Source organism: Zunongwangia sp. SCSIO 43204 (genome assembly GCF_019904275.1).
GTDB classification, from domain to species: domain Bacteria; phylum Bacteroidota; class Bacteroidia; order Flavobacteriales; family Flavobacteriaceae; genus Zunongwangia; species Zunongwangia mangrovi.
In genome coordinates this window covers 851,152-875,603 of sequence record NZ_CP063204.1, presented here as the reverse complement: position 1 = coordinate 875,603, position 24,452 = coordinate 851,152, and the positions used below count along the sequence as shown (strand labels likewise).

Here is a 24,452-nt window from a genome sequence, read left to right as displayed (position 1 = left end):
TCTAAACCTCTTTGTTTAAATATTTTCTTCGGAATTTAATTACTAGTCCGCTTGCTCTAATAAGCATCCAAACAAAAAATCCTATCCATATTGCGTACAATTTCAACCCAAAATAATCTGAAATTAATAATGCCGGGGTGAATCCTAAAAATGTGGCTACTAGCAGAAGGTTTCTTAGGTAGGCCGCTTCACCTAAACCTTTAAAAATTCCGTCGAACATAAAAGCGATGGCATTAATGGGCTGCATTAACAGTACGATCCAAAAAGCAGAAGCAAATAGAGCTAATACCGCCTCGTCTTTATTAAATAAAATTCCTATTTGATCATAGAAAATTCCGCAGATGGCCATTAAGATTAAAGCGATCAAGACTGCGTATTTTGAGATCTTTTTGCTGAGGTCCCAAAGATTTTTATAGTCTCTGGCGCCAAGCAATTTACCGCCAATCGCATTACCTGCATTCGCATAGCCATCTATAAAAAAGCTAAAAAACAACCAGATATTCATTAAAATACTCTGTGCAGCAATGTAATTTTCGCCATAATCTGTCGCATAAGCATTAGCCAGCATAATCGCAATATTTAGCGAAAGCGTTCTCAAAAAAAGATTAGCTGCCATCACCAAAAGCGGCTTAAATTCTGGATTAAGTTTTAAGCTTGGTTTTAAATGAAATGGTGTTTTTTTAAAGAAATACCACAAGGCGATGATAAACATGGTTGCCTGGGCAGCAAGACTTGCATAAGCGGCACCTTCTAGATGCATTGCCGGGATATAACCATCGATCCCATAAACCAAAATATAATCTAATGCAATATTCACCAAAGCACCGCTTAGACTAGATTTCATAGCCCAGGAGGTATTTTGTAGACCTCTAAAAACACCAAAAATGGTAAAAGTGAGCAGTGTTAGTGGAAAACCAATTGCCCTGATCTGGTAATACGTTACCGAATAATCTAAGATCAAGCCTTCAGCATTGTAAGCACTAAAAATTAGTCGGGCAAGCGGAGCGGTAATTCCGTAGATCAAAAGACTTAGGAAAAGATTAAAAACGATCGTTTGTGGAACTAATGTTTTTACGGCATGAAGACGATTAGCCCCAAGATGCTGAGACACTTTTGCGGAGATCGCTGTTTTTGTTTGCGCCAGGATCCAGATCACAGCAGATAAAAAGGAACCTACGATACCAGCGGCAGCCAAAGCTTCAACCGAGTTATCTTTTACATTTCCAATTACTGCAATATCGGTAAGCGAAATTAAAGGCTCTGCAATACCTGCTATGATCGCGGGAATTGCAATCCTGTTGATGTTTTTAAAACTTACTGCTGAGGTATCTAATTTGACCATATTGGCAAAGATAGACGGGTTTTTTTAAAGAACTAATTCGTAACAATGAAACGGATGTTCGCTTTGTTTAGGGAAGAAAATATCGCCCAATCTTTTATAGCCTCGAGATTCGTAAAAACGATGGTTTCTTTTGTTCTGGCTAAAGGTGTCTAAACGCACAGAATTATAATTATGGTTTTTGGCAAAATCTTCAGCAAAATCCATTAGCTTTTTTCCATTTCCCAGTCCCCAAAAAATAGGATCTGTAGCCAGCCGATGCACGTAAATATTGTTTTCGTTTTTGGTAAGCCACTTTATTGGGATATACTCACTATCCATTTCTGGAGATAGCACTATGATTCCCATAATTTCATTTTCAGCATTTGTGAGCTTATACAACTCTTTCTTTTTAATATCTGCAGCTAGCTTTTCTTTAGATGGATAATGCTCGTTCCACTGGTAGATCCCTTTATCTGCCATAGCCTGCGCACAACGCTCAGTTAAGCGTTTTATCTCGGTAAGATCTTCGGTTAGGGCGGGTTTTATCATTAGGTTTAAAAAACTTTTTTATTTGGATAAAATTTTTAAATTTGCTTGCATCAAACGGGGGATTAGCTCAGCTGGCTAGAGCGTTTGGCTGGCAGCCAAAAGGTCATCGGTTCGACTCCGATATTCTCCACAAAACCTCGCATAGTTGCGGGGTTTTTTATTTTATTTCTGCTTTCAATCGATTCACTAAACCGCTGATATACTTCTTTACAGAAGAAAGCATATTATCATGGTTTTGTAATCCGCGATCGTAAATGCTTTTCATTTTTTCTTCGTCGTCCAGAATAGCCTGATTTTTTGCTTTGGCGTCACCGCTTAATCTATTTACGGTTTCTTGCATTTCATCTTTAAAAGATTCGAAATCTGGAAAACCAATTTTAACCGGAGTTTGGGTTGGGCCAATATCGATATGACTTAATTGAATGGTAAATTCTTCATCTTTAAAACTACTTAGAATCCCAAAGTAAATATCCATTGGCAGTGTCGCGGTTCCTTGTTTTACTTCAACTTTAGAAGTAATGTCTGCGATCATTTCATCTTTGGTGTTTTTTGAAGCTTTTATGTTCGCTTGAGTAAATTCGGCCAAAAGCCATTCATGTAGTTTTTCTTTGATTTGCTGCTGAGATTTACCTTTTACGTCGATCGTTTCTTCATAGTATAAATTACCTTTTTCATTAAATTGAGCAGTGGCAGTGATACTTATAAGCAGGAAAAAGATTAAGAAGCTTTTCATTTTTATCAAATTTTGTTCAAAGATAATTGCAATAGGAAAAGAAAAAAAGAAACCTCCTACAATCGTTGGAGAAGGAGGAGGTTAGATCAAAAAATTAAATTATTTTTTTAAATAAAATACAAATTTCTAGTTATCATCATCTGTATCGCCATATTCATCAATAAGATCCTGAACTTCCGCAGCGATAAATGGAAATGTTCTATCTAATAAATATTGTAACTTTTCTGGAAGTTCTTCTTTGTCCCATGGATGAGAAGCTTCAAAAACATGATTCGCGTTTTCTACCAGTAACAATTTTGAGATCGGGCTCCATTCAAAAAGCTCTCCAGAGCAGGAAATAGAAACCGTAGTATCATTACTTCCGTGAGCAATTAAATGCGGAATTTCCAGTTTTTTGGTAGCATTCTTTACATTAAGGCGCTCTTTATTTTCCTTGTAATTCCTATAAAACTGGTAGTGGTGAGGTAGTTGTTGTTTCGTTCTACTGTTTACAATATATTGCACGCCTTTTTTCTCCCATTTTTCGAGGTCTTTGCCAGTTGGAAATTTAGCGCCAAGATCTGTTGGGGCAGCAAAAGTTACTAATCTGGTAATTCGTTTTTCGTTCGCCGCTTTTATGATGGCGATGGCACCACCACGTGAGTGCCCAATAAGATTAATATGGCTAACATCAACTTGGACCGCATTTGGAAAATCTGGTAATAAGATCCAATCGATCACAGATTGTAGATCATCCAGCTCGATGGTATAATTATTATCACCAAAAGCCTCGATATTTAAGAATTCGGTTGGATTCTCTGGAGTGGTTCCGTTATGTGAAAAATTAAATTTCACAAAAAAATAGCCTTTTTCAGCAAAAGTTTCGGCCATTTTATCCCATGCACCCCAATCTTTAAAACCTTTATAACCATGGCAAAAAATTACCACCGGTTTTGGTTTTTGATCGTCTTGATAAAACAGATCGCAAAGAATGGGTTTGTCATGTTTTCCTTCGATCTGTACATTTTTCTTTTTCGTAATTTCCATAAGCTTAAATCTCTTTTTCGGTGAATGGAATCGCCGGATTACAAATTTCAGTAATTAATTTTTTTAATTGGTCCTGGTAGGCTAAAAAAGTATCTTCTGTAATCGAATAATTCTTAGTTCTGCTTCTTGGATTCTCTTTTTTCGCAAATTTTAATAGACCAGCTTTCAGGTTTTTAAAGGAAATTATTCCGCCTTCAACAGGAAGCGAAAGATTTTCTTCATTTTTCATCATGGTAGCGTAAGCAAGGACCTGAAAACTCTTGCTATACTTGTCGTAATCTGTAGTGATGTTTTCCCAATCTACAATTTCTATTTTACTTTGTTCTACCTTTCCAGTTTTATAGTCAATAATTCTGGTGATACCGTTACAATTTTCAACACGGTCTACCTTTCCCTTTATGTATACCGGAAAATTAAGTTCAGGAATATCGATTTTCGACTTTAGATTTTTTTCGATCTTTAGGATCTTTATTTCTTCTCCTTTCTTAATACGATTACTTTCCAGGTCTAAAAAGTTGGATAGATAACGCTTGGCTATTTCAAAAATTAGATAGTTCTTACCCTGTAAGATTGGTGATTTTGTATAGGTTTTATGAAATTGAGTCGCGACTTCCTGGCCAATACGTTTTCTAAAATCCAGAATATGCGCTTCAGTTAAGATCTGTCCTTCTAATGGTTGATAAAACTCCTCTAAACTGTCATGGATTACCGTTCCCAGCGTATTGTAAGCGACGGTTTCTTCAACTTCCTCTTCCTCTTTCACACCAAGAACATATTGATAATAAAAGTCTAATGGATTCCTGATGTAACTGGTTAATGCTGAAGGCGAAAATCCATAATTTGCGAGACTTTTTAATTTTTGGATCATCGCCGGGGTTTTCTCAATCACTTTCAACTCGTTACTTACTTTGGGCACTTTTGGCGAAACAGTATTGATCTTTAAATTATGCTTTGGTTGTTTTTCAATCTCTAATTGGGTTAAAAATCTACTTTTTTCTCCGGAATTTAATCCGCCACTTTCCGTATTATAAAGCAAGGTAACTTTTCTGGCCCGCTGCAAAAGTCGGTAAAAGTGATAGGTGTACACCGCATCTTTTTCTCGGTAAGTTGGCAGATTATAGGACTTTTTAAGGTCATAAGGAATAAACGAATTATTCGATTTTCCTGAAGGTAAAGTGCCTTCGTTAACCGATGTGATAATCACGTTTTCAAAATCCAGCGCACGCGATTCTAACATTCCCATAAGCTGCAAACCTTTAAACGGCCTTCCCTGAAAATCTAAACTTTGCGTGCTCATAATCTCATTATAAAAATTACGCAAGGCGGTTAAACTACTAATGTGTGGATAAGTATGATTTAAAGTTTGAAGCTGGTTAAAGAGTTTATGAAAATGGTATAAAAATTCCAGTTGTAGTTTACTAGCCTGCGCTTCTTTTAAATTATTTTTTATACTGAAAACGATGTTCTGAAAATTCTCGATGGCAATTTTGGCCGAATTCTCCCAACTTTTAAAACACCAGCTAATAAATTCTTTGAGCTCTTCTGGAAAATTAGCTTCGATATCATCGAATTTCAGGTATACCGTATTCTCTTTATTGATCTTCTGAATAAATGCTGAAGCGTATGGTTTTAAAATTTGATGCAGCGAAGGATGATTTATGATCGCAATTACATTTTTATAGTAATAGCTGGAACCCGATTTGCTATGTAGATCAAAAAGTGAATTAAATAAAGAAGTTACCGGCGCATTTTTAAGCGGAAATCCCATCGTAATGTTCAAATCTCTTACGTTGGGCGGTAAACTATTTAAAATAGGTAACAACAAGCTTTCGTCGCCCAAAACGATGGCGGTTTTTTCTAATTCGGCTTCACTTTTATCGGCCAGTAGTTCAGCTAAATATTTCGCCTGCCCAATATTTTTAGGAATTCCGGTAATTGCGATGTCTTTTTCTTCGCGATATTCTTCGATACCCGGATTAAGCGGATTTTCCTGATAAAATGGCCAGTCTTTTAAATATTCCCGAATAAATAAAGAAGCTTCGTGGTGATAATCCTTTAGAAAGACATTGTCGATATCCCAAAAAACTGTCGCTAAATCTTTCTGTAATAATTCCTGAAAAATGACCTGTTCTGCGGAATTTAGTGCGTTAAAACCTAAGAATATATGTTTTTGAGATGAATTTTTTTCGGCATAGTCCGCAATTTTTGAAGCCGCTGAGCGATAAATTAATCCCTGGTAACCTTGCTCTTTTTCAAAAAGATTTTCCTTTAAAATTGAATAATATTGTGGTAACTGATTCCAAAACTTCAGGTAATTTTCAATAAGTTCAGTTCTATTTTGCTTCGACCAGTGATTAATATCCTGGATGTCTGCCAGGTAATCGAAAAACTTTTCAGCATCAATTAAATAGCGATCAATTTCGTTAAAATCGTGGATCAAACTTTGCGCCCAGGCCAAAAAGGTTTCAAAACTTTCTAATTCTTCCTTTTCAGTAAGCTTTTGATAAACTTCGTAGAATTCGAAAAGCGTAGTTGTATTATCTATAGACTTTAAGCCAGAAACTTCTTCAGTAAATTCTTCTATGCTATAAATTTTGGGAGCAAAAATAGTAGAAGCAGTAAGTTGGCTAAGTTCATTCAGCAAAAAAGCACCTGCTCTCTTACTGGGTAAAACGAATACCAAATCTGAAATTGGAGTCTCCTCTTGCTGAAGTTTTTCCAGCACCTGGCGAATAAATGATTTCATAAGATAAAAATAAAAAACGCGCTGAGCATTCAGCGCGTTTTTTTGAGATTTATAGTGTTTCTAACAATTGTTTGTTAGCAATATTATAAATAATTACTCATCTTCTTTTAAAGAGATCTGTACTCTTCTGTTTTCCTGTCTACCAGCATCTGTGCTATTAGTAGCGATTGGTCTACTTTCACCGTAACCTTCAGAAGTTAATCTATCAGATGGGATACCTGCTTCAACTAGAAATTCTCTTACAGAAGCTGCTCTTTCTTTAGATAGTTTCAGGTTATATTCATCACTACCAACACTATCTGTATGTCCTTCGATATGGAAAGTAGTATGATCGTATTCTTTCATGATATCAGCTATAGAATTTAAGGCTTCTTCAGATTCGCTTCTTATCGATGCTTTATTAAAGTCAAATAAAATAGTATTTGAATATTCGTTTAATTCGTTTACTACTTCTGCAGTAGGCTCTGGACATCCATTATTTGCTACAGTTCCTACAACATCTGGACATTCATCGTCTTTATCTGGCACACCATCACCATCTGAATCTGGACAACCATCAAATTCTGGAAGACCTGCGACTTCAGGACATTCGTCATCCTTATCTGGTACACCGTCACCATCTGAATCTGGACATCCGTTAAATTCAGCTAAACCTGGAGTTTCTGGACATTCGTCATCTTTATCTGGTACACCGTCACCATCAGTATCAGGACATCCGTTAAACTCAGCTAAACCTGGAGTATTTGGACATTCATCATCTTTGTCTGGGATTCCATCACCATCTGAATCTGGACATCCGTTAAATTCTGGAAGACCTGGAGTTTCTGGACATTCGTCGTCTTTGTCATAAATTCCGTCACCATCTGTATCTGTTCCACCAAACATGAACTTAATACCAGCACTATGTTGAAAGTGTTGACCCATTTCAGGTTCAAAAGCATGTTTGTATTTAGACTCAACAAATAATGCAAGATTGTCTGTAAACCAGAAGTTGATTCCTAAGCTACCATTTAATGTTGGAGCGTCGAAGTTTTCGATATCATTAGAGTCCTGGTCACCAACCCAAGTGTAACCACCACCAACTCCAACAACTGGATCAAACCATCCATTATTTAGCATGGCTCTTAAAGAATAATTTATCGATCCGTCTACAGAGTAGTAAGAAAGATCGTTAACAGAACGGTCACCGAAATCATTGATTTGGTTTATAGATCCGTCGATTTCTGCTACTAAGCCAGCACCAATATATCTACCAACAGTTAATTGAGATACAGATGGAAGAATATTCCAGTGGTCTCCAGTATTAAAATATTCGTCAAACATTCCGTTACTAAGAGGAGCGCCATTTCCTGTAGGATAAAAATCAACAGCATTGGTACCAATGCCTATAGCCCATGGGTTATTTTCATCCTGTGCATTTGCAGAACCTATACCCAACACGACCATCGATAACAAAAGTAATTTTGAAAGATGTTTCATATCAATAGTTTAGTTTTAAGTGTTAATTACAGCAAAATTAGGTGGTGTTTCGCCATTGCCAAAGTTTGCTGTAATAAAGTTTTCTTAATAATCTACTTGATATTATCGTGTTGAGTGTTGATTTTGCTTTAATTTTATAAGTTTGTTAAGAATATATTTAAAATCTGCTAATAAAGAGTTAATCAATTACACCTAAGGCTTTTCCTACTTTTGTAAATGCAGCTATCGCTTTATCAAGATGCTCTTTATCGTGGGCAGCAGATAATTGAACTCTAATTCTTGCTTTTTCTTTTGGTACAACAGGATAAAAGAAACCAATCACATAAATGCCTTCTTCTAAAAGTTTGTCGGCCATATCTTGTGAAAGTTTAGCATCATAAAGCATTACTGGTACAATAGCAGCATCACCATCAATGATGTCAAAACCGGCATCTTTAATACCTTGCTTAAAATATTTGGTGTTTTCTTTTAGTTTATTTCTTAGACTGTCGTCTTTTTCAAGTAATTCAAAAACTTTTAGAGAAGCGCCTACAATAGATGGTGCTAAAGAGTTTGAAAATAGATAAGGTCTGGAGCGTTGTCTTAAGATCTCGATGATCTCTTTTTTAGCGGTTGTATAACCACCCATGGCTCCACCAAGCGCTTTACCTAAAGTACCGGTAATAATATCTACACGATCAAGAACTCCTTTTTCTTCTAAAGTTCCAATTCCTTTTTCACCAATAAAACCGGTAGCGTGACATTCGTCGATCATTACCATCGCGTCATATTTATCGGCTAGATCACAAATTTCATCTAGCGGAGCTACAAGTCCATCCATAGAGAACACACCATCGGTAACGATTAATTTAAAGCGAGCGCCATTTTCATTCGCTGCCTTAAGTTGTGCTTCAAGATCTGCCATGTCTCCATTTTGATAACGATAGCGAGCGGCTTTACAAAGACGAACCCCATCAATAATAGAGGCGTGATTTAACGAATCTGAAATGATCGCATCTTCCTTCGTTAGCAATGGTTCGAAGATTCCGCCGTTAGCATCGAAACAAGCAGCATAAAGAATAGTATCTTCAGTTCCGTAGAAATCGGCAATTTTTTGCTCTAATTCTTTGTGAATATCCTGAGTTCCGCAAATAAATCGAACGCTAGACATCCCAAATCCATGCGTATCCATTGTATCTTTTGCAGCCTGAATAACTTCTGGATGCGAAGAAAGACCAAGGTAATTGTTGGCGCAAAAGTTAATAACTTCCTGCCCGGTATTTATTTTTATAACAGCGTCTTGCGGAGTCGTAATAATACGCTCTCTTTTAAACAATCCGTTATCTTTAATTTCTTCTATTTCGTTTTGAAGATGTTCTTTAATAGCTCCGTACATAGTTAGGTGATTTGATTTTTGGCAAAATTAAGTATCTCTTTTAAACAAACCGAAGGGAAATCGCTTTGTTTGTGTATACGAGTATTTTCTTATCAACCTGAAATCCCATTTTTGTAAGCGTTTCACCGTAGTTATTGATCTGGCGCTCGTGTTTAGCATCAAAAGAACCGGTTTTATAATCGATAACGCTTACCAACTGGCCGTTAAAATTTAAACGGTCGGGGCGTAATCGCTCGCCATTTTCAGTGATAATATCTCTTTCGTTATAGTTTTCTACTGCTTCAGAAAAATAAATTTCAAGTTCTGGATGGGTAATAATATTCTGTAAAAGTGTTTCGATCTTACCTGAGACTTCTTCAGCAATAACTCCGTTTGCGATTGCATTTTTAAGTACCGGTTTTAGATCTTTTTCGGTATTAATTTCAGCTAAAAGATCATGGATAATTTCCCCTTTTTCGATCGCTTCCTGCTGTTTGGTATCCCATAAACTTCCCGATCTGGTCACAATATTTACCGCCTGATTTTGAGTTGCTGAAGAATAAAAATGTTGTAAAGTGATGCCTGAATTTTCTTTTTCTTCGGAAGTTGGAGCATCTATTTCACCAAATTCGTAATTCGATTGCTCGTCGTCCCAAATGCCATTTCGCTTTAAATAACCAATAAGTAATCCTGAAGTTTTATTAGGATATTCATTACCGCTTCGATCTAGGTCGAGTTTCGATAAAATATAGAGCTGTTTTACAGGGCGTGTACAAGCAACGTACAACACATTTAAGGTGTCTAATTCATTCTGAAAAAGTAATTGTGTGTATAAAGCATCGGGAATTTCTCCCCAATTTTCCATTTTGGATGAAGCGTTTATGTAGCTTACCGGGATATCATTTAGGTTTCCGTCATTTGGTACCCAAAGTGAATCTTTTCTCGTGTCTTTAAAATCTGAATTTGCAAAAGGATAGATCACAATAGGAAATTCCAGTCCTTTGGCTTTGTGAATCGTCATGATCGTCACCGCGTTTTCCTGCTGCGGAGCAATAATGCTGAGTTTCTCGTTTTCCTGCTCCCAAATTTCTAAAAACCCCTGAATTCCTTCGGTATCTTTTTGGGTAGTTTCGTAAACAAAATCCAGGAAAAACTGAATGTAAGCATTCGAATCTTTTACCAGCCCAAAACTTCTAATAATGTATTCGCAACTTTCGTAAACCGAGTATTCATTTAAAAAATCGAGGTTAAAATCGAATTCGTAATCTTGTAACCAGCTAAAAAAATCGGTTCCGTTTTCACTAATCTTAGCAGAAATTACTGCGTGTGGATCTTCAAGTTGCAATAAATGCTCCTGTAGAAACCCGAAAATCGATAATTTAAGCTCGTTATTTTCTGGAGTGATCGAGAATTTTAAAAGGTCACAAATAAAATGAACTTCTGGCGAACGAGAAATCAATAAAGTTTCAGAAGAAACCACATCGATCTCTTTTTCATTTAAAGCAGAGGCGATTGCCACACCTTCAGATTTTCTTCGGGTAAGGATACAAATATCAGATCGCTTAAAGCCCTTTGCATCAAGATTGTTAATAATTTCGATCACTTTTTCAGGATAGACTTCCTGTTCTTCTTCACGATTTTCAGCTTCAATAAAACCAATATTCACATAACCCGAGACCGATTTTTTAGGATTTTGGGCACTTTGTTTAAAAAGTTTGCTGTATTCTGGATGCCCAAGAAAATCGGCCGCATAACCAAAAAACTGGTTGTTGAAATTCACGATTTCGGCAGCACTCCGGTAATTATCAGGCAAATTAAAAACCTGTTTTTCGATCTGAAATGGATTGCCCTCATTACTTAAATCGATAAATTGTTCGGCTTTACCGCCACGCCAGCGATAGATCGATTGCTTGGCATCGCCCACCAGCATTAAACTCGATGTCTCATCAGGTAGAGATTCCATTGAAAGTTTGTTGTCGATAAGCGGAATTAGATTTTCCCACTGCATTTGCGAAGTATCCTGAAATTCGTCGATAAAATAATTTTGGTAACGCTCGCCCAAACGTTCGTAGATAAACGGCGCAGGTTGGTCTTTTACCTGGGCACTAATCATTGGATTAAATTCTGAAATTAGAAGGATTTGGCGCTCTTCTTTTATTTCCTGAATTTCTCGATTTAGGGCATTTAATAATGAAAGTTGCGTAAGACGTTTGCCGATTTCAGTATAAAATTCTAAACTGAAAAATAGTTTTTTAGTCTGAATAAATAAATCCAGAATTTGTGGTAAGATGGCATCGCCAAGCGCCATTTTTCCTTTTTTTAGCGGTAAAATGCCTTCGTTTTCCAGTTTTTCTACCCATTTTGAAGTGAAATTTGGTGTTTCGTTGGCTTTTAATTTCAGAAAATGCTTGGGCAAATATTGTCCGCTGAAATCTGTTGGGTCAATACCGCTATCGGCGATCAGTTCAAAAAATTGATCTGATTTTTGACCAATTTCGGCTTGATTATTTTTGATTTGTTGTTTCAGTTTTTTCCTGAAAGCTTCAAAGTCTTCCAGCGTTTTTGGCTGAAGCTGTTTTAAGTAAAATTGATTATTCTCATTCACCAAAAGTTTAGCGATTTCCAACAAGTCTCGACCAATATCCCAGCTTTTATCCTCATCGGCCTTGCTCAGTGAAAAATCAACCAGCACTTTGGTAAGTTTTTCGTCGTTTCCGGTACGATTTATTAGGCGGTCTACAGCCTCGTTCAGGATTTTATCGGTGTCCAATTCTACTTCAAAATTCACGGGCAAGCCAAGATCTTTGGCAAAGGTTCTTAGTACGCGATGTGTAAATCCATCGATCGTAGAAACTTCGAAAGCCGCGTAATTATGGATGATATTCTTTAAAATTGCGACTGATTTTTGCTGAATTTCCTCCGTAGAATGTTCTGTTTCATTTGCAACCGCTTCTAAAAGCGCTTTTGAACTTTCGGGAACAGGATTTTTAGTGAAAGCATAAAGACTTTCAACGATTCGTGTTTTCATTTCGGCTACTGCCTTGTTCGTAAAAGTGATCGCAAGAATGTTCTTATAACTATCTGTTTTTCCAGACCTAAAAAGTAAACTTAAATAAGATTTAACCAGGGTAAAGGTTTTGCCCGATCCTGCTGAAGCGTTGTATATTGTGAAATTATTAGCCAATGTTGGAAAGATAAAGTGTGATTTAAAGGTAAGGTAAAATTGATTTTCTAAAAGCCTAAGCTTTTAAGTATTTTATAACATTTAATTGTTTCCATTGCAAGGCTTAATACTTAAATTTGAGTGAATTTATTACTAATCGCTAAAAAAATATAAGACTATGGCATTTGCGTTACCAGAGCTTAAATACGCATTCGATGCGTTAGAGCCACATATAGATGCAAAAACGATGGAAATTCACCATGATAAACATCATAGTGGATACACCACAAAACTAAATAAAGCAATCGACGGAACTGACCTTGATGGTAAAACTATCGAGAATATCCTTAAAAACCTGGATATGACTAACAAAGGAGTTAGAAATAATGGTGGAGGATATTATAACCACAATCTTTTCTGGGAAGTGATGTCTCCTGATGGAGGCGGAAAGCCAGAAGGGGAGCTAGCAGAAGCTATTGATAGCGCTTTTGGTTCTTTTGAAGCTTTTAAAGAAGAATTTTCTAACGCTGCAGCCACTCAGTTTGGTTCAGGATGGGCATGGTTATGTGTTCATGAAGGAGGAAAATTAGAAGTATGTTCTACACCAAACCAGGATAATCCTTTAATGCCTGAAGTAGGATGTGGAGGAACTCCAATCTTAGGACTTGATGTTTGGGAGCATGCTTACTATTTAAATTATCAAAATAAGCGTCCTGCTTATATCGATGCATTCTTTAACGTGATCGATTGGAAAGAAGTAGCAAGTCGCTATGCAAAAGAAAAATAGTTAAGTAATTAATTGTTAAAGTTCGAAAGAGGCTGTTCGTAAGAACGGCCTTTTTTGGTTTTTAATAATAAAAAATTGATGCTGAAATTACCTAATTTGGGTGTTTAGAAAAATATATAAAATAAAAAAGGCGGATTGTTATCCACCTTTTTTGCCCCAAATCTACCATGAACTTAACCTACTTAAATTTTATGGCAAGACTAATATAGATATATTGTGTATTCGTTTAAAAACTTTTAGATAAATGACCTATAAAATAGTTGAAATACATTTTTTAGTAGGCTCTATCTTTATTTCCTTCAAAAAAGTTGATAAACGCTCTATTCACTACTCGATTCCCTCCAGGGGTTGGATAGTCTCCGGTAAAGTACCAGTCGCCAAGATTTTTAGGACAGGCTTTATGTAAATTATCTACCGATTGATAGATTACTTTTACATCTGCTTCTACCGTTGGTTCGCTTAAAAGTTCAGATATTTTTTCTGAAATCTGCTCATCTGTAAATGGCTCGTAGATCTCTTTTACAAAGTTTTGAACTTCCTTATCTTCAAGGTTTACTTGCTCTTTACATTTGTTATAAACTTCTTCAACTAATTGAGAATTGTTGTTTTCTTCCAGCAATTCTAAAGCAGCTCTAAAAGCAACTAGATCCTCCAGACGAGCCATATCGATACCGTAGCAATCTGGATAACGAATTTGCGGTGCTGAAGAAACAACAACGATTTGCTTAGGATTAAGACGATCCATCATTTTAATGATACTCTTCTTAAGTGTTGTACCTCTAACAATACTATCGTCGATAATTACCAGGTTGTCATCTTTCTTTATTACACCGTAAGTTACATCATAGACGTGCGCCACAAGATCGTCCCGGCTGCTATCTTCAGTAATAAAAGTTCTTAGTTTTACGTCTTTGATAGCGATTTTCTCTGTCCTTAAACGATGCGCTAAGATTTCCTGTAGGCGCTCATCTGTTAAGCTTTCCTTTTCTTCTAGAATTGCTTCATTTTTCTGACGATTTAATTCGTCCTGTGCAGCTTCAACCATTCCGTAGAAAGAAGTTTCAGCCGTATTTGGAATAAATGAGAAAACCGTATTTATGGTGTCGTAATTAATGGCCTTAAGTACTTCAGGCATTAATAATCTACCAAGCATTTTACGCTCTTTGTAAATTTCAGCATCACTTCCTCTAGAGAAATAAATACGTTCAAAAGAACAGGCTTTTCTTTCTAATGGTTCAATGATCTTAGTGATCGAAACATCACCATTCTTTTTAGTAATAATGGCATGCCCCGGATCTAATTCTTTAATGTCTTCAAAATTTAAATTGAAAACAGTTTGAATTACCGGTCTTTCTGAAGCTACAACCACAACTTCATCATCTTTATAGTAATAACAAGGACGAATTCCTGCAGGGTCACGAAGTACAAAAGAATCCCCATGTCCCATTAAACCAGCCATAGCGTAACCACCATCCCAGTTTTTAGAAGACTTTTTAAGGATCTTAGCCACATTTAATTGTTCTGCAATATGTGGAGAAGCCTCTTGTTTGCTATAGCCTTCTTTCTTTAATTTTTTGTATAATTTTCTAACTTCAGAATCTAAGAAGTGACCAATTTTTTCCATTATGGTCACCGTATCTGCTTTTTCTTTTGGATGCTGCCCAAGTTCTACCAGATTGTTGAAAAGGTGGTTAACATTGGTCATGTTAAAGTTTCCTGCAACGATAAGATTACGGTGCATCCAGTTATTTTGTCTAAGGAAAGGGTGAACACTTTCGATACTGTTCTTTCCAAAAGTACCATAGCGAACGTGACCTAAAAAAAGCTCTCCTAAATAAGGAATCTTTCTTTTTTGAAGCGCAACATCATCGGCGTATTCTGGATTTTCTTTCATCTCGGCGTTAATACGCTGATTGATCTGCTCGAAAATATCCTGAATTGGTTGTGCCTGGTTAGAACGAATTCTACTAATGTAACGCTCCCCGGGCTGAACGTTAAGTTTAATGCTCGCAAAACCAGCACCGTCCTGCCCACGGTTATGCTGCTTTTCCATTAAAAGGTACATTTTATTTACGCCGTAAAAAGCTGTACCGTATTTTTCTTTGTAGTATTCAAGTGGTTTTAACAGTCTAACCTGTGCAATTCCACATTCGTGTTTAATGGCGTCACTCATAGTTGTATTGTTGCTTCTTGTGGGATTTGTTTACTCGAAAAAACGAGATTTTTATAATTTTTCCTGAACCCGATATTTTGGGACGGGGTGCTTCCAAATTAATTAAAATGTCTATTCTGTTTGTTCAATATCGATAATTGCTAAGCGATACTGAAATATTTTAGTAACAAAAAAAGCCCTGAAATTACAGGGCTTGTTTATTTATTTTAGCGCTATTTTAAACTGTGTGAGTTTTTTAAACTCTTCCAGCCGCGTGTTTATCTCATCTTCAGAAAGCTCTTTCATGCGCTCGGTTCCAAATTTCTCTACACAAAACGAAGCGAGATTTGAGCCATAAATGATCGCATTTTTTAAATTTTCAAAAGAAATATCATCTGTGTGTGCTAAGTAGCCAATAAATCCACCGGCAAAAGTATCTCCTGCTCCAGTTGGATCAAAAACTTCTTCTAAAGGTAAAGCAGGGGCAAAAAATACATTCTCGTCATGGAAAAGTAAAGCGCCATGCTCTCCTTTTTTAATAACTACATATTTTGGTCCCATTTTCTCGATCAATCTAGCTGCTTTTACTAAAGAAAATTCACCAGAAAGTTGTCTCGCTTCTTCATCGTTAATAGTGATTACATCTACTTTGGCGATTACCTGCTTAAGTTCTTCTAAGGTATTGTCCATCCAAAAGTTCATCGTATCTAAGACTACAAGCTTTGGATTTTTAACCTGATCTAATACACTAAGTTGAACTAGAGGGTGAAGATTACCCAGCATCACGTACTCTGCATCTTTATAAGACTCTGGAACTACAGGACTAAAATCTGCAAGTACATTTAATTGAGTGTCTAAAGTATCACGAGAGTTTAAGTCGTTATGATATCTACCGCTCCAAAAAAATGTCTTCCCATTTTCTACAATTTCGATACCATCTATATTGATGTCTTTTGAAGAAAGAAGATCCAGATATTTTTGAGGAAAGTCACCACCAACCACAGAGACTACTGCACTATCTACATTAAAGTTTGAAGCCGAAAGGCCAATGTAAGTTCCCGCACCACCAAGAATTTTATCGGTTTTTCCAAAAGGAGTTTCGATAGCATCAAAGGCTACAGTTCCTACAATAACTAGTTTGCTCATAATTGCATTCAAAAATTATGCTGCAAATATACGGTTTGTTTTTCAAGCTGTAAACCAAAAGTTAAATTAGAAGAAGTATAAGCTTAATTTTTAAAGCCTTCGTCTTCTAATAAATCCTTTTCTTTGGAAGCTTTAACCGCCAAAGCATCGCACCTTTCGTTTTGTGGGTGGTTGTTATGACCTTTTATCCAGGTAAACGAAATTTGATGTTTCCTGTACTCTTTTAAGAAGTCTTTCCAAAGATCTGCATTCTTACGGTCTTTAAAATTCTTTCTCTCCCAGCCAAAAACCCATTTTTTTTCTACTGCATCTGCAACGTATTTCGAGTCGGTAAACACTCTAATATTAAGATTAGGTTTTTTAAGTTTTTTTAGCGCTTCGATCACCGCTAAAAGTTCCATGCGATTGTTAGTGGTGTGCTTAAAACCCTGTGCAAATTCTTTTTTGTAGGATTTACCTACCCATTCCATTACGATACCATAACCACCTGGCCCTGGATTGCCACGGGCAGCGCCATCAGTATAAATTCGAACCTGTTCCTGCAATGCTTAGGAGTCTTTTTTTAATAATTGTTCGATCACCATAGGAAAATGATGATGCTCTAATTCGTGAATTTTTGAAGCTAAACTTTCTGGAGAGTCATGTTCTTCTATGATAGTCTTAGCCTGGAAGATGTGCTCACCTTCATCATAATGTTCATTAACAAAATGAATCGTGATACCACTTTCTTTCTCTTTATTAGTAATGATCGCTTCGTGTACACGCATGCCATACATTCCCTTGCCACCGTAATTTGGCAGTAAAGCTGGGTGTACATTAATAATACGGTTTGGGAAGTTTTCAATAATATTTTTAGGTACCATCCATAAGAATCCTGCTAAAATGATAAGATCTGGATCGATGTCTTTTAATACATGAAGCACATCATTAGAATGATAAAAGGAATCTCTATCAAAATGTAATGCCTGTACATCTAAATCGTAAGCGCGACGCAAAACTCTGGCGTTTCTTTTGTTCGAGAAGACCGCTACTACCTTAATATTTTCAGAATTTTCGAAATAGCGTATAATATTTTCAGTATTTGATCCTGATCCCGAAGCAAATATGACGAGTTTTCTTACGTTATTATTTTTTGGTTGATCACTCAAAACAAGGCTGTTAACAATTATTAGGAGATAAAGTTAACCTCTTTCATCGAAAAATATGTAAATTACCTTCACATTTTTAAAGTAAAAATCGGTTTTAAAATAAAGTTTTTTATTTTTGCCACCTAATCAAAATTAAAATAAAATATTATGTCTGACATTGCATCAAGAGTAAAAGCGATTATCGTTGACAAATTAGGTGTTGATGAGAACGAAGTTGTTAATGAAGCAAGCTTCACCAACGACTTAGGTGCTGATTCATTAGATACTGTGGAATTAATCATGGAATTCGAAAAAGAATTCGATATTCAAATTCCAGACGACCAGGCTGAAAATATCGCAACAGTTGGTCAAGCAATTTCTTATATTGAAGACGCGAAAAAATAAAAATTAAAAGAACCATATGGAGTTAAAGCGAGTTGTAATAACGGGCTTGGGTGCCCTTACCCCAATCGGTAACAATATTAGCGAATATTGGGACGGCTTGGTAAATGGTAAAAGTGGTAGTGGCCCTATTACGCATTTCGACCCCGAAAAGTTCAAAACAAAATTCGCTTGTGAACTCAAAGATTTTAATCCGTTAGATCACTTCGATCGTAAAGAAGCGAGAAAACTGGATAAATTTACCCAATATGCCATGGTAGCTTCAGACGAAGCTATCGCAGACTCCGGAATAGACCTAGAAGCGGTAGATAAATATCGCGTAGGTGTAATCTGGGGTGCTGGAATTGGTGGATTGGAAACCTTCCAAAACGAAGTGCTTAACTTTGCGGCGGGAGATGGTACTCCAAGATTTAATCCTTTCTTTATTCCTAAAATGATCGCTGATATTGCCCCAGGTAATATCTCTATTAAACATGGTTTTATGGGAGCAAACTACACCACGGTGTCAGCTTGTGCTTCTTCGGCCAATGCAATGATAGACGCATTAAATAATATCCGTTTAGGATATAGCGACGTGATAGTTTCAGGAGGATCAGAAGCTGCTGTAACTATTGCAGGAATGGGAGGTTTTAACGCTATGCATGCCCTTTCTACCAGAAACGAAAGCCCAGAGACTGCATCAAGACCTTTTGATGCTACTCGTGATGGCTTCGTACTAGGTGAAGGTGCCGGTGCGCTTATATTAGAAGAGTATGAGCACGCTAAAGCAAGAGGCGCTAAAATTTATGCTGAGGTAATTGGTGGAGGTCTTTCTTCAGACGCTTATCACATGACGGCTCCGCATCCAGATGGAAACGGTGTTGTTAGAGTGATGGAAAACTGTCTAAGAAATGCCGGAATTAAGCCTGAAGATGTAGATGCGATAAACACGCATGGAACATCTACTCCTCTAGGAGATGTGGCTGAATTGAAAGCAATTACTAAAGTTTTTGGAGATCACGCGAAGAATATTAATATTAATTCAACAAAATCAATGACGGGCCACCTTCTTGGTGCTGCCGGTGCGATCGAGGGTATTGCAAGTGTACTTGCTATGCAGCATAGTATCGTACCTCCAACGATCAATCACGAGAATGTTGATGAGAATATCGATCCTTCGTTAAACTTAACCCTTAACAAAGCTCAGGAACGAGAATTGAATATCGTGATGAGTAATACCTTTGGGTTTGGCGGGCACAATGCCTGTGTAGCATTTAGAAAATTAACAGAGTAACTCTTAATGAGTGTTATTCGAAACATATTAAATTCCCGTTCTTCTAAGGGCGGGAATTTTTTTAATTCTCTCCATAAATTACTCGGGTTTCGTCCTAAGAATATCGAAATCTATGAGCGTGCTTTTACACACAGGTCGCTCAATATCAAAGACAAATTAGGTAATCCTATAAATTATGAGCGTTTGGAATTTCTAGGAGATGCTATGTTAGGATCTGTTATTGCTTCTCATCTTTACCAGGAAGTTCCAGAAGGTGATGAAGGTTATCTTACTAAAATGCGTTCTAAGATCGTTAGCAGGAAACATCTAAACGAGTTGGGAAAAGATATGAATCTTATTAGGTTCGTAAAATCCAACATTCCAAACGACCAATTTGGGGTGAATATACATGGGAATATTTTCGAAGCGCTAGTTGGTGCGATATATCTCGATAGAGGTTATAAATATTGCAATAAGTTTATTTATAATCGAGTGATCGAACCTTATGTGGATATTGAAACTTTAGAAGGGCGTGTAATAAGTTACAAGAGTCTTTTAATAGAGTGGTGCCAAAAGCAAAAAAAGGAATTCAATTACCAGGTTTATGAAGATACCGGTAAAGATGAACTTAAGCATTTTGCGGTGAAATTATGGATCGATAAAAAGGTGATTTCTAAGGCGCGCGCGACCTCAAAAAAGAAAGCAGAGGAAAAAGCATCAAAAAGGGCTTATTATGCACTTCAAAATAAAATGAATTAATTTTTGTCATATTCTCTATAACTATAACGTTTTCGTGAAAAATTATGAAAATTAATCAATTTAAATCTGTATTTTTGTCATCGATATTTTATCTTTATCGATAAAGTTGATTTAGCATGCAAGCACATAAAATGTTGCTGGATGATGTCGAGGAAGATGACTTTAAATTGATTGCGATTTATGCCAATTTAGAGCCTTATAAAATGGCTTTTCTGCTAAACCGTTTTTTAAACTTAAAGTTAATGCGAAGTCGCTTTGATGTTGACTTTAATCATAAAGATGCGCAGGCAATGTATGCTTTATTTAAGTACAAAGACCTGGCAAATTATAGAGATTACAGCCTTGTAAGCAATAAATTTAAGGGTAAATCCAGAAAGATTTTAAATGCTGGTACTTTATTTTTGGAAGAAGAAGTAAGACCTTTAGAGGTTAACCTTATTCCGCAATATAAAAAAGTTGACTTTTTTTTGAAGATAGAAGAAAATATAGAAGATCAACAGGTTCACCATTTGGTGAGTCTTATAAGTCGTATTCCCCAGGTACAGGCTGCCTACAAGATCCATGTGGATCAATTAAAATCCAAACAAAATCTAATTTTTGAATAATGCCAACAAATAAGAAGACAAAAATAGTTGCCACTTTAGGGCCGGCAACAAGTTCCAAAGACACCTTAAAAGAAATGCTTCAGGCAGGAGTAAATGTTTTTAGGATCAACTTTTCTCACGCTAATTATGATGATGTTAGAGAGCGTGTACAAATGATTAGAGATCTTAATGAAGAAGAAGGTTTTACTGCTGCAATTTTAGCCGACTTACAAGGTCCTAAATTAAGAGTAGGGACCATGAAAGAAGATGTAGTTGTAGCTGCTGGAGATGAAATTGTTTTTGCTACTGGAGAAAAATTTGAGGGCTCTAAAGAACGCGTTTATATGAATTACGACGCTTTTCCTAGAGATGTGAACGAAGGAGAACGTATTCTTTTAGACGATGGGAAATTGATCTTTGAGGTTGTTAGCACAAATAGAGAAAACGAAGTTGTAGCAAAAGTTATACAAGGAGGTCCTTTAAAATCCAAAAAAGGAGTAAACCTTCCTAATACAGATATTTCTTTACCTGCACTTACAGAGAAGGATGTTGAAGATGCGAAATTTGCCTGTAGCTTAGAAGTAGATTGGATCGCACTTTCTTTTGTAAGACACGAAAAAGATATTATCGAGCTTCAGGATCTAATTAAACAGCATACCGAATATAAGATCCCTATCATTGCTAAGATCGAAAAGCCAGAAGGTGTAGACAACATCGAAAAGATCGTTGCTTACTGTGATGGTTTAATGGTTGCACGTGGAGACCTTGGTGTAGAAATTCCGGCGCAGGAAGTTCCATTAATTCAGAAAAAATTAGTGCTTGTTGCTAAAAAAGCACGTATCCCGGTAATCATTGCTACCCAAATGATGGAAACAATGATCACCAGTTTAACACCTACCAGAGCAGAGGTGAACGATGTTGCTAACTCGGTTATGGATGGAGCAGATGCTGTGATGCTTAGTGGAGAAACTTCTGTAGGGCAATATCCAGTTCAGGTTATCGAGAAAATGGCTTCAATTTTAACGAGTGTAGAGAACTCTCCGTTAATTAAAGTTCCTCATGATCCTCCACACGTGCGTACAAAAAGATACATTACTAAAGCAGTTTGTTTCCATGCAGCGCATATGGCTAACGAGATTAAAGCCAAAGCAATTTGTACCTTAACAAATAGTGGATATACAGCTTTCCAAATCTCTGCCTGGAGACCAGAAAGTCATATTTTAGTTTTTACTCATAACAAAAGAATCCTTAACCGTTTAAGTTTACTATGGGGTGTTAAGGCTTTTTATTACGATAAATATAGCACTACAGACGAGACAATCGACGATATTAACAGTATCGCAAAAGCTGGTGGTTTTGTAGAGCAGGGAGATTTTACAATTAATCTTGCAGCGATGCCAATTGCTTCTAAAGGAATGGTAAATACGCTTCGAGTTTCTGAAATTGAGTAATACCCAAACAATTTTTATAAAAGAAGAAGCCCCGATACGTCGGGGTTTTTTTATGGTTTTTACTGAAGTCGATATTCGATAAAATCAGGTAGTTTTTTAGAAATCGAATTTTAGCTGTACGACAACTTCCTTTTTTTCTTCTTTTTCTTTTGCTGAAGGTTTATCGGTATTTAAATTTGAAAGTGAAATACCTAAAAGCCGAACAGAATCTTTCATTTTCTCCTGGTATAGCAACTCTTTTGCTAGCTCCAGGATCAACTCTTTGCTAGAAATATAATAAGAGATCGTCTTACTTCGTGTTTGTAGCGTAAAATCGCTGTATTTTATTTTTAAGGTAACTGTTTTACCTGCAACCTTACTCTTTTGCAGGCGACGTTCGATCTCTTCAGCAATATTGGTAAGTTTTTCAAGCATAAAAATTTCCGAAGAAATATTTTCGCTAAAAGTGCGCTCTGCACCAAGGGATTTTCGCATTCGGTTTGGTTTTACTTCGCTTTCGTGAATTCCTCGTACTACATTATAATAATATGGCCCGTGTTTACCAAAATGATCGGCCAGATATTCTTCAGATTTCGATTTTAGATCTTTCCCAGTGAAGATTCCTAATCGGTACATTTTTTCAGCAGTAACCTTTCCCACACCATAAAACTTTCTAATCTCTAGTTGTTCTAAAAATTCTGAAACTTCCTCTGGATGTACGGTTTTTTGTCCGTTTGGTTTGTTAATATCGCTTGCAACCTTTGCGATAAACTTATTGATCGAAATTCCTGCTGAAGCGTTTAGGCCCGTTTTCTCCTTTATTTTCGCCCTTATTTCTCTTGCAATCATTGTAGCACTTGGATTGCCCATTTTATTTTCGGTAACGTCTAGATAGGCCTCATCTAAAGAAAGTGGTTCTACAAGATCGGTGTACTCAAAAAAAATGCTTCTAATTTGCTGAGAAATTTCGCGATAACGATCAAATCGAGACTTAACAAAAATAAGATCGGGGCAGTTGCGTTTGGCGATAACGCTACTCATAGCACTTCTTACCCCAAACTTCCTAGCTTCGTAACTGGCAGCGCTAACTACGCCACGTTGCGAACTACCGCCAACAGCGATGGGTTTCCCTCTAAGTTCGGGATTGTCCAGCTGTTCTACTGAAGCGTAAAACGCATCCATATCGATATGAATTATCTTGCGCATTCTCACGGTACTGCAAATTTAATGCTAAAACAATCCATCTTGAAAATACACTAAATGATTTTAATTATATTTAAAAGAACGATCTAAATCATGCAATATGGAAAAGACGGCAATTGTTTTGGGAGCCACTGGATTAACGGGGCGAAATTTGGTAGAAGAACTTTTAAAAAATGAAAATTATACTAAAATAACTTTATTTTCCAGAAGTAAATTTGGGAAGGATCATCCAAAACTGGAAGAACATCTTATTGATGTACTAAAATTAGAAGATTATAAGGATGATTTTGAAGCACATGATGTATTTTGCTGTGTGGGCACTACAAAATCAAAGACACCCGATAAAGAGAAGTATAAGAAGATCGATCATGGAATTCCGGTTACTGCTGCAAAGTTAGCTGCCAAAACGGGAGCCGAGTGTTTTGTCGTGATTTCTGCCATGGGAGCCGATGCGAATAGCAGTATTTTCTATAATCGCACAAAAGGTGAAATGGAGCAGGATGTGATGGAAAAAAGTATTTCCAATATTTACATTTTCAGGCCGGCATTAATAGTGGGAGATCGAGAAGAAAAACGTTTTTTCGAGAAAGTCGCCACGCATGCTTTTAAATTATTTAATTTTATGCTTGTTGGAAATCTTAAAAAATATCGATCTGTTAGATCTGAGAATATTGCCAAAGCGATGATGCATGTCGCAAACTTCTGGTATTCAGATTCCATAATAAAATCAGATAAAATAAACGAACTCGCAGCAAAATACGATGGTAGAAATTGAAAGGAAGTTTTTAGTTAAAAATGAAGATTTTAAAGCAGAATTTTATCAAAAGAACCGCATTACACAAGGTTTTTTAAATACAGATCCACTGCGTACCGTTCGTATAAGAATTAAGGATGAAACTGCCTTCCTTACCGTAAAAGGAAAAAATAATGAAGCAGGATTAAGTCGTTTTGAATGGGAAAAAGAAATCGATAAAACTGAAGCTGAAGCACTTTTAAAACTTTGTGAGCCTGGAATGATTGATAAAACCCGGTTTTTGGTGAAATCTGCCAGTCATATTTTTGAAGTAGATGAATTTTATGGTGAAAACGAAGGATTAATTGTTGCTGAAGTTGAGTTAGCATCTGAAAATGAAAATTTTGAAAAACCGAAATGGCTAGGGCAGGAAGTTACCGGAGATCCAAAATATTACAATTCGCAACTGAGTAAAAATCCGTATAAATCATGGTAAAATGCTTTCG

Annotated in this window: 21 protein-coding genes and 1 tRNA gene; 9 read left to right on the top strand and 13 right to left on the bottom strand. The window is 36.5% G+C overall.

Features of this window, described 5'->3' with window-relative positions; translation table 11 throughout:
- Window position 1: 1 nt before the first annotated feature.
- Complete coding sequence (locus INR75_RS03885; RefSeq protein WP_223090847.1) at window positions 2–1,342, bottom strand: MATE family efflux transporter; 1,341 nt, start codon at window positions 1,340–1,342, stop codon at window positions 2–4.
- Between the two features lie 24 nt (window positions 1,343–1,366).
- On the bottom strand, window positions 1,367–1,870 hold the full coding sequence (locus INR75_RS03880) for a GNAT family N-acetyltransferase (protein ID WP_223090846.1): 504 nt from the start codon (window positions 1,868–1,870) through the stop codon (window positions 1,367–1,369).
- Between the two features lie 56 nt (window positions 1,871–1,926).
- Between INR75_RS03880 and INR75_RS03875 the strand changes: the two genes are divergently transcribed.
- Window positions 1,927–2,000 (top strand) — tRNA-Ala (locus tag INR75_RS03875).
- A 27-nt stretch (window positions 2,001–2,027) separates the two neighbouring features.
- Here INR75_RS03875 and INR75_RS03870 read toward each other — a convergent pair.
- The 6 genes from INR75_RS03870 to INR75_RS03845 all read right to left on the bottom strand — a co-directional run bounded on the left by INR75_RS03870 (window position 2,028) and on the right by INR75_RS03845 (window position 12,392).
- Complete coding sequence (locus INR75_RS03870) at window positions 2,028–2,603, bottom strand: DUF4468 domain-containing protein (protein WP_223090845.1); 576 nt, start codon at window positions 2,601–2,603, stop codon at window positions 2,028–2,030.
- Window positions 2,604–2,729: 126 nt separating this feature from the next.
- The gene (locus INR75_RS03865; protein ID WP_092539706.1) at window positions 2,730–3,629 is read right to left on the bottom strand and encodes a S9 family peptidase; all 900 of its coding nucleotides are present in this window, start codon (window positions 3,627–3,629) and stop codon (window positions 2,730–2,732) included.
- A 4-nt stretch (window positions 3,630–3,633) separates the two neighbouring features.
- Window positions 3,634–6,375: a PD-(D/E)XK nuclease family protein gene (locus INR75_RS03860; protein ID WP_223090844.1), complete on the bottom strand. Its 2,742-nt coding sequence runs from the start codon at window positions 6,373–6,375 to the stop codon at window positions 3,634–3,636.
- 93 nt (window positions 6,376–6,468) lie between these two features.
- Window positions 6,469–7,854, bottom strand: coding sequence for an OmpA family protein (locus tag INR75_RS03855; RefSeq protein WP_223090843.1), 1,386 nt, complete (start codon window positions 7,852–7,854; stop codon window positions 6,469–6,471).
- 178 nt (window positions 7,855–8,032) lie between these two features.
- Window positions 8,033–9,229, bottom strand: coding sequence for a glycine C-acetyltransferase (gene kbl, locus INR75_RS03850; protein WP_223090842.1), 1,197 nt, complete (start codon window positions 9,227–9,229; stop codon window positions 8,033–8,035).
- Between the two features lie 40 nt (window positions 9,230–9,269).
- Window positions 9,270–12,392, bottom strand: a complete 3,123-nt coding sequence (locus INR75_RS03845) for an exodeoxyribonuclease V subunit beta (protein WP_223090841.1) — start codon at window positions 12,390–12,392, stop codon at window positions 9,270–9,272.
- A gap of 157 nt (window positions 12,393–12,549) precedes the next feature.
- Between INR75_RS03845 and INR75_RS03840 the strand changes: the two genes are divergently transcribed.
- Complete coding sequence (locus INR75_RS03840) at window positions 12,550–13,158, top strand: superoxide dismutase (RefSeq protein ID WP_092539701.1); 609 nt, start codon at window positions 12,550–12,552, stop codon at window positions 13,156–13,158.
- A gap of 274 nt (window positions 13,159–13,432) precedes the next feature.
- On the opposite strand, the gene INR75_RS03835 is transcribed toward INR75_RS03840, so the two are convergent.
- From INR75_RS03835 to INR75_RS03820, 4 genes are all read right to left on the bottom strand, one after another.
- On the bottom strand, window positions 13,433–15,331 hold the full coding sequence (locus INR75_RS03835) for an amidophosphoribosyltransferase (protein WP_092539700.1): 1,899 nt from the start codon (window positions 15,329–15,331) through the stop codon (window positions 13,433–13,435).
- A gap of 201 nt (window positions 15,332–15,532) precedes the next feature.
- Window positions 15,533–16,456, bottom strand: coding sequence for a PfkB family carbohydrate kinase (locus INR75_RS03830; RefSeq protein ID WP_223090840.1), 924 nt, complete (start codon window positions 16,454–16,456; stop codon window positions 15,533–15,535).
- Between the two features lie 83 nt (window positions 16,457–16,539).
- Complete coding sequence (rnhA, locus tag INR75_RS03825) at window positions 16,540–17,001, bottom strand: ribonuclease HI (RefSeq protein ID WP_223090839.1); 462 nt, start codon at window positions 16,999–17,001, stop codon at window positions 16,540–16,542.
- A 3-nt stretch (window positions 17,002–17,004) separates the two neighbouring features.
- Window positions 17,005–17,604: a phosphoribosylglycinamide formyltransferase gene (locus INR75_RS03820; protein ID WP_223090838.1), complete on the bottom strand. Its 600-nt coding sequence runs from the start codon at window positions 17,602–17,604 to the stop codon at window positions 17,005–17,007.
- A gap of 147 nt (window positions 17,605–17,751) precedes the next feature.
- On the opposite strand from INR75_RS03820, the gene INR75_RS03815 reads away from it, so the two are divergent.
- From INR75_RS03815 to pyk, 5 genes are all read left to right on the top strand, one after another.
- Window positions 17,752–17,988 (top strand): acyl carrier protein, encoded by a 237-nt coding sequence (locus tag INR75_RS03815; RefSeq protein ID WP_013069791.1) that lies wholly within the window; start codon window positions 17,752–17,754, stop codon window positions 17,986–17,988.
- Between the two features lie 16 nt (window positions 17,989–18,004).
- The gene (fabF, locus tag INR75_RS03810) at window positions 18,005–19,258 is read left to right on the top strand and encodes a beta-ketoacyl-ACP synthase II (RefSeq protein WP_092539696.1); all 1,254 of its coding nucleotides are present in this window, start codon (window positions 18,005–18,007) and stop codon (window positions 19,256–19,258) included.
- 6 nt (window positions 19,259–19,264) lie between these two features.
- Window positions 19,265–19,996 carry a ribonuclease III gene (gene rnc / locus INR75_RS03805; RefSeq protein ID WP_223090837.1) on the top strand — a complete coding sequence of 244 codons (732 nt, stop codon included), beginning with the start codon at window positions 19,265–19,267 and terminating at the stop codon, window positions 19,994–19,996.
- Between the two features lie 116 nt (window positions 19,997–20,112).
- Window positions 20,113–20,601, top strand: a complete 489-nt coding sequence (locus tag INR75_RS03800) for an IPExxxVDY family protein (protein ID WP_092539694.1) — start codon at window positions 20,113–20,115, stop codon at window positions 20,599–20,601.
- Window positions 20,601–22,031, top strand: coding sequence for a pyruvate kinase (pyk, locus tag INR75_RS03795; RefSeq protein ID WP_092539693.1), 1,431 nt, complete (start codon window positions 20,601–20,603; stop codon window positions 22,029–22,031). Before INR75_RS03800 ends, pyk begins: the two co-directional genes overlap by 1 nt.
- A gap of 96 nt (window positions 22,032–22,127) precedes the next feature.
- Here the strand turns inward: pyk and dinB are convergent, their stop codons facing one another.
- Window positions 22,128–23,216 carry a DNA polymerase IV gene (dinB, locus tag INR75_RS03790; RefSeq protein WP_092539692.1) on the bottom strand — a complete coding sequence of 363 codons (1,089 nt, stop codon included), beginning with the start codon at window positions 23,214–23,216 and terminating at the stop codon, window positions 22,128–22,130.
- Window positions 23,217–23,313: 97 nt separating this feature from the next.
- Here dinB and INR75_RS03785 point away from each other — a divergent pair, with 97 nt between their 5' ends.
- Window positions 23,314–23,988 carry an NAD(P)H-binding protein gene (locus INR75_RS03785; RefSeq protein ID WP_223090836.1) on the top strand — a complete coding sequence of 225 codons (675 nt, stop codon included), beginning with the start codon at window positions 23,314–23,316 and terminating at the stop codon, window positions 23,986–23,988.
- A complete protein-coding gene (locus tag INR75_RS03780) occupies window positions 23,975–24,442 on the top strand; it encodes a CYTH domain-containing protein (RefSeq protein ID WP_223090835.1) in 468 nt (155 codons plus the stop codon). The genes INR75_RS03785 and INR75_RS03780 overlap by 14 nt, the downstream gene beginning before the upstream one ends.
- The last annotated feature ends 10 nt before the right edge of the window (window positions 24,443–24,452 follow it).

Excerpts from the sequence above, each read along its gene's own strand:
- fabF (WP_092539696.1), top strand. The coding sequence starts at position 18,005 with ATGGAGTTAAAGCGAGTTGTAATAACGGGCTTGGGTGCCCTTACCCCA.
- INR75_RS03815 (WP_013069791.1), top strand. The coding sequence starts at position 17,752 with ATGTCTGACATTGCATCAAGAGTAAAAGCGATTATCGTTGACAAATTA.
- INR75_RS03870 (WP_223090845.1), bottom strand. The coding sequence starts at position 2,603 with ATGAAAAGCTTCTTAATCTTTTTCCTGCTTATAAGTATCACTGCCACT.
- INR75_RS03855 (WP_223090843.1), bottom strand. The coding sequence starts at position 7,854 with ATGAAACATCTTTCAAAATTACTTTTGTTATCGATGGTCGTGTTGGGT.
- INR75_RS03865 (WP_092539706.1), bottom strand. The coding sequence starts at position 3,629 with ATGGAAATTACGAAAAAGAAAAATGTACAGATCGAAGGAAAACATGAC.
- pyk (WP_092539693.1), top strand. The coding sequence starts at position 20,601 with ATGCCAACAAATAAGAAGACAAAAATAGTTGCCACTTTAGGGCCGGCA.
- INR75_RS03860 (WP_223090844.1), bottom strand. The coding sequence starts at position 6,375 with ATGAAATCATTTATTCGCCAGGTGCTGGAAAAACTTCAGCAAGAGGAG.
- INR75_RS03785 (WP_223090836.1), top strand. The coding sequence starts at position 23,314 with ATGGAAAAGACGGCAATTGTTTTGGGAGCCACTGGATTAACGGGGCGA.
- rnc (WP_223090837.1), top strand. The coding sequence starts at position 19,265 with ATGAGTGTTATTCGAAACATATTAAATTCCCGTTCTTCTAAGGGCGGG.
- INR75_RS03800 (WP_092539694.1), top strand. The coding sequence starts at position 20,113 with ATGCAAGCACATAAAATGTTGCTGGATGATGTCGAGGAAGATGACTTT.
- INR75_RS03885 (WP_223090847.1), bottom strand. The coding sequence starts at position 1,342 with ATGGTCAAATTAGATACCTCAGCAGTAAGTTTTAAAAACATCAACAGG.
- kbl (WP_223090842.1), bottom strand. The coding sequence starts at position 9,229 with ATGTACGGAGCTATTAAAGAACATCTTCAAAACGAAATAGAAGAAATT.
- INR75_RS03835 (WP_092539700.1), bottom strand. The coding sequence starts at position 15,331 with ATGAGTGACGCCATTAAACACGAATGTGGAATTGCACAGGTTAGACTG.
- INR75_RS03780 (WP_223090835.1), top strand. The coding sequence starts at position 23,975 with ATGGTAGAAATTGAAAGGAAGTTTTTAGTTAAAAATGAAGATTTTAAA.
- INR75_RS03880 (WP_223090846.1), bottom strand. The coding sequence starts at position 1,870 with ATGATAAAACCCGCCCTAACCGAAGATCTTACCGAGATAAAACGCTTA.
- INR75_RS03840 (WP_092539701.1), top strand. The coding sequence starts at position 12,550 with ATGGCATTTGCGTTACCAGAGCTTAAATACGCATTCGATGCGTTAGAG.
- INR75_RS03830 (WP_223090840.1), bottom strand. The coding sequence starts at position 16,456 with ATGAGCAAACTAGTTATTGTAGGAACTGTAGCCTTTGATGCTATCGAA.
- dinB (WP_092539692.1), bottom strand. The coding sequence starts at position 23,216 with ATGCGCAAGATAATTCATATCGATATGGATGCGTTTTACGCTTCAGTA.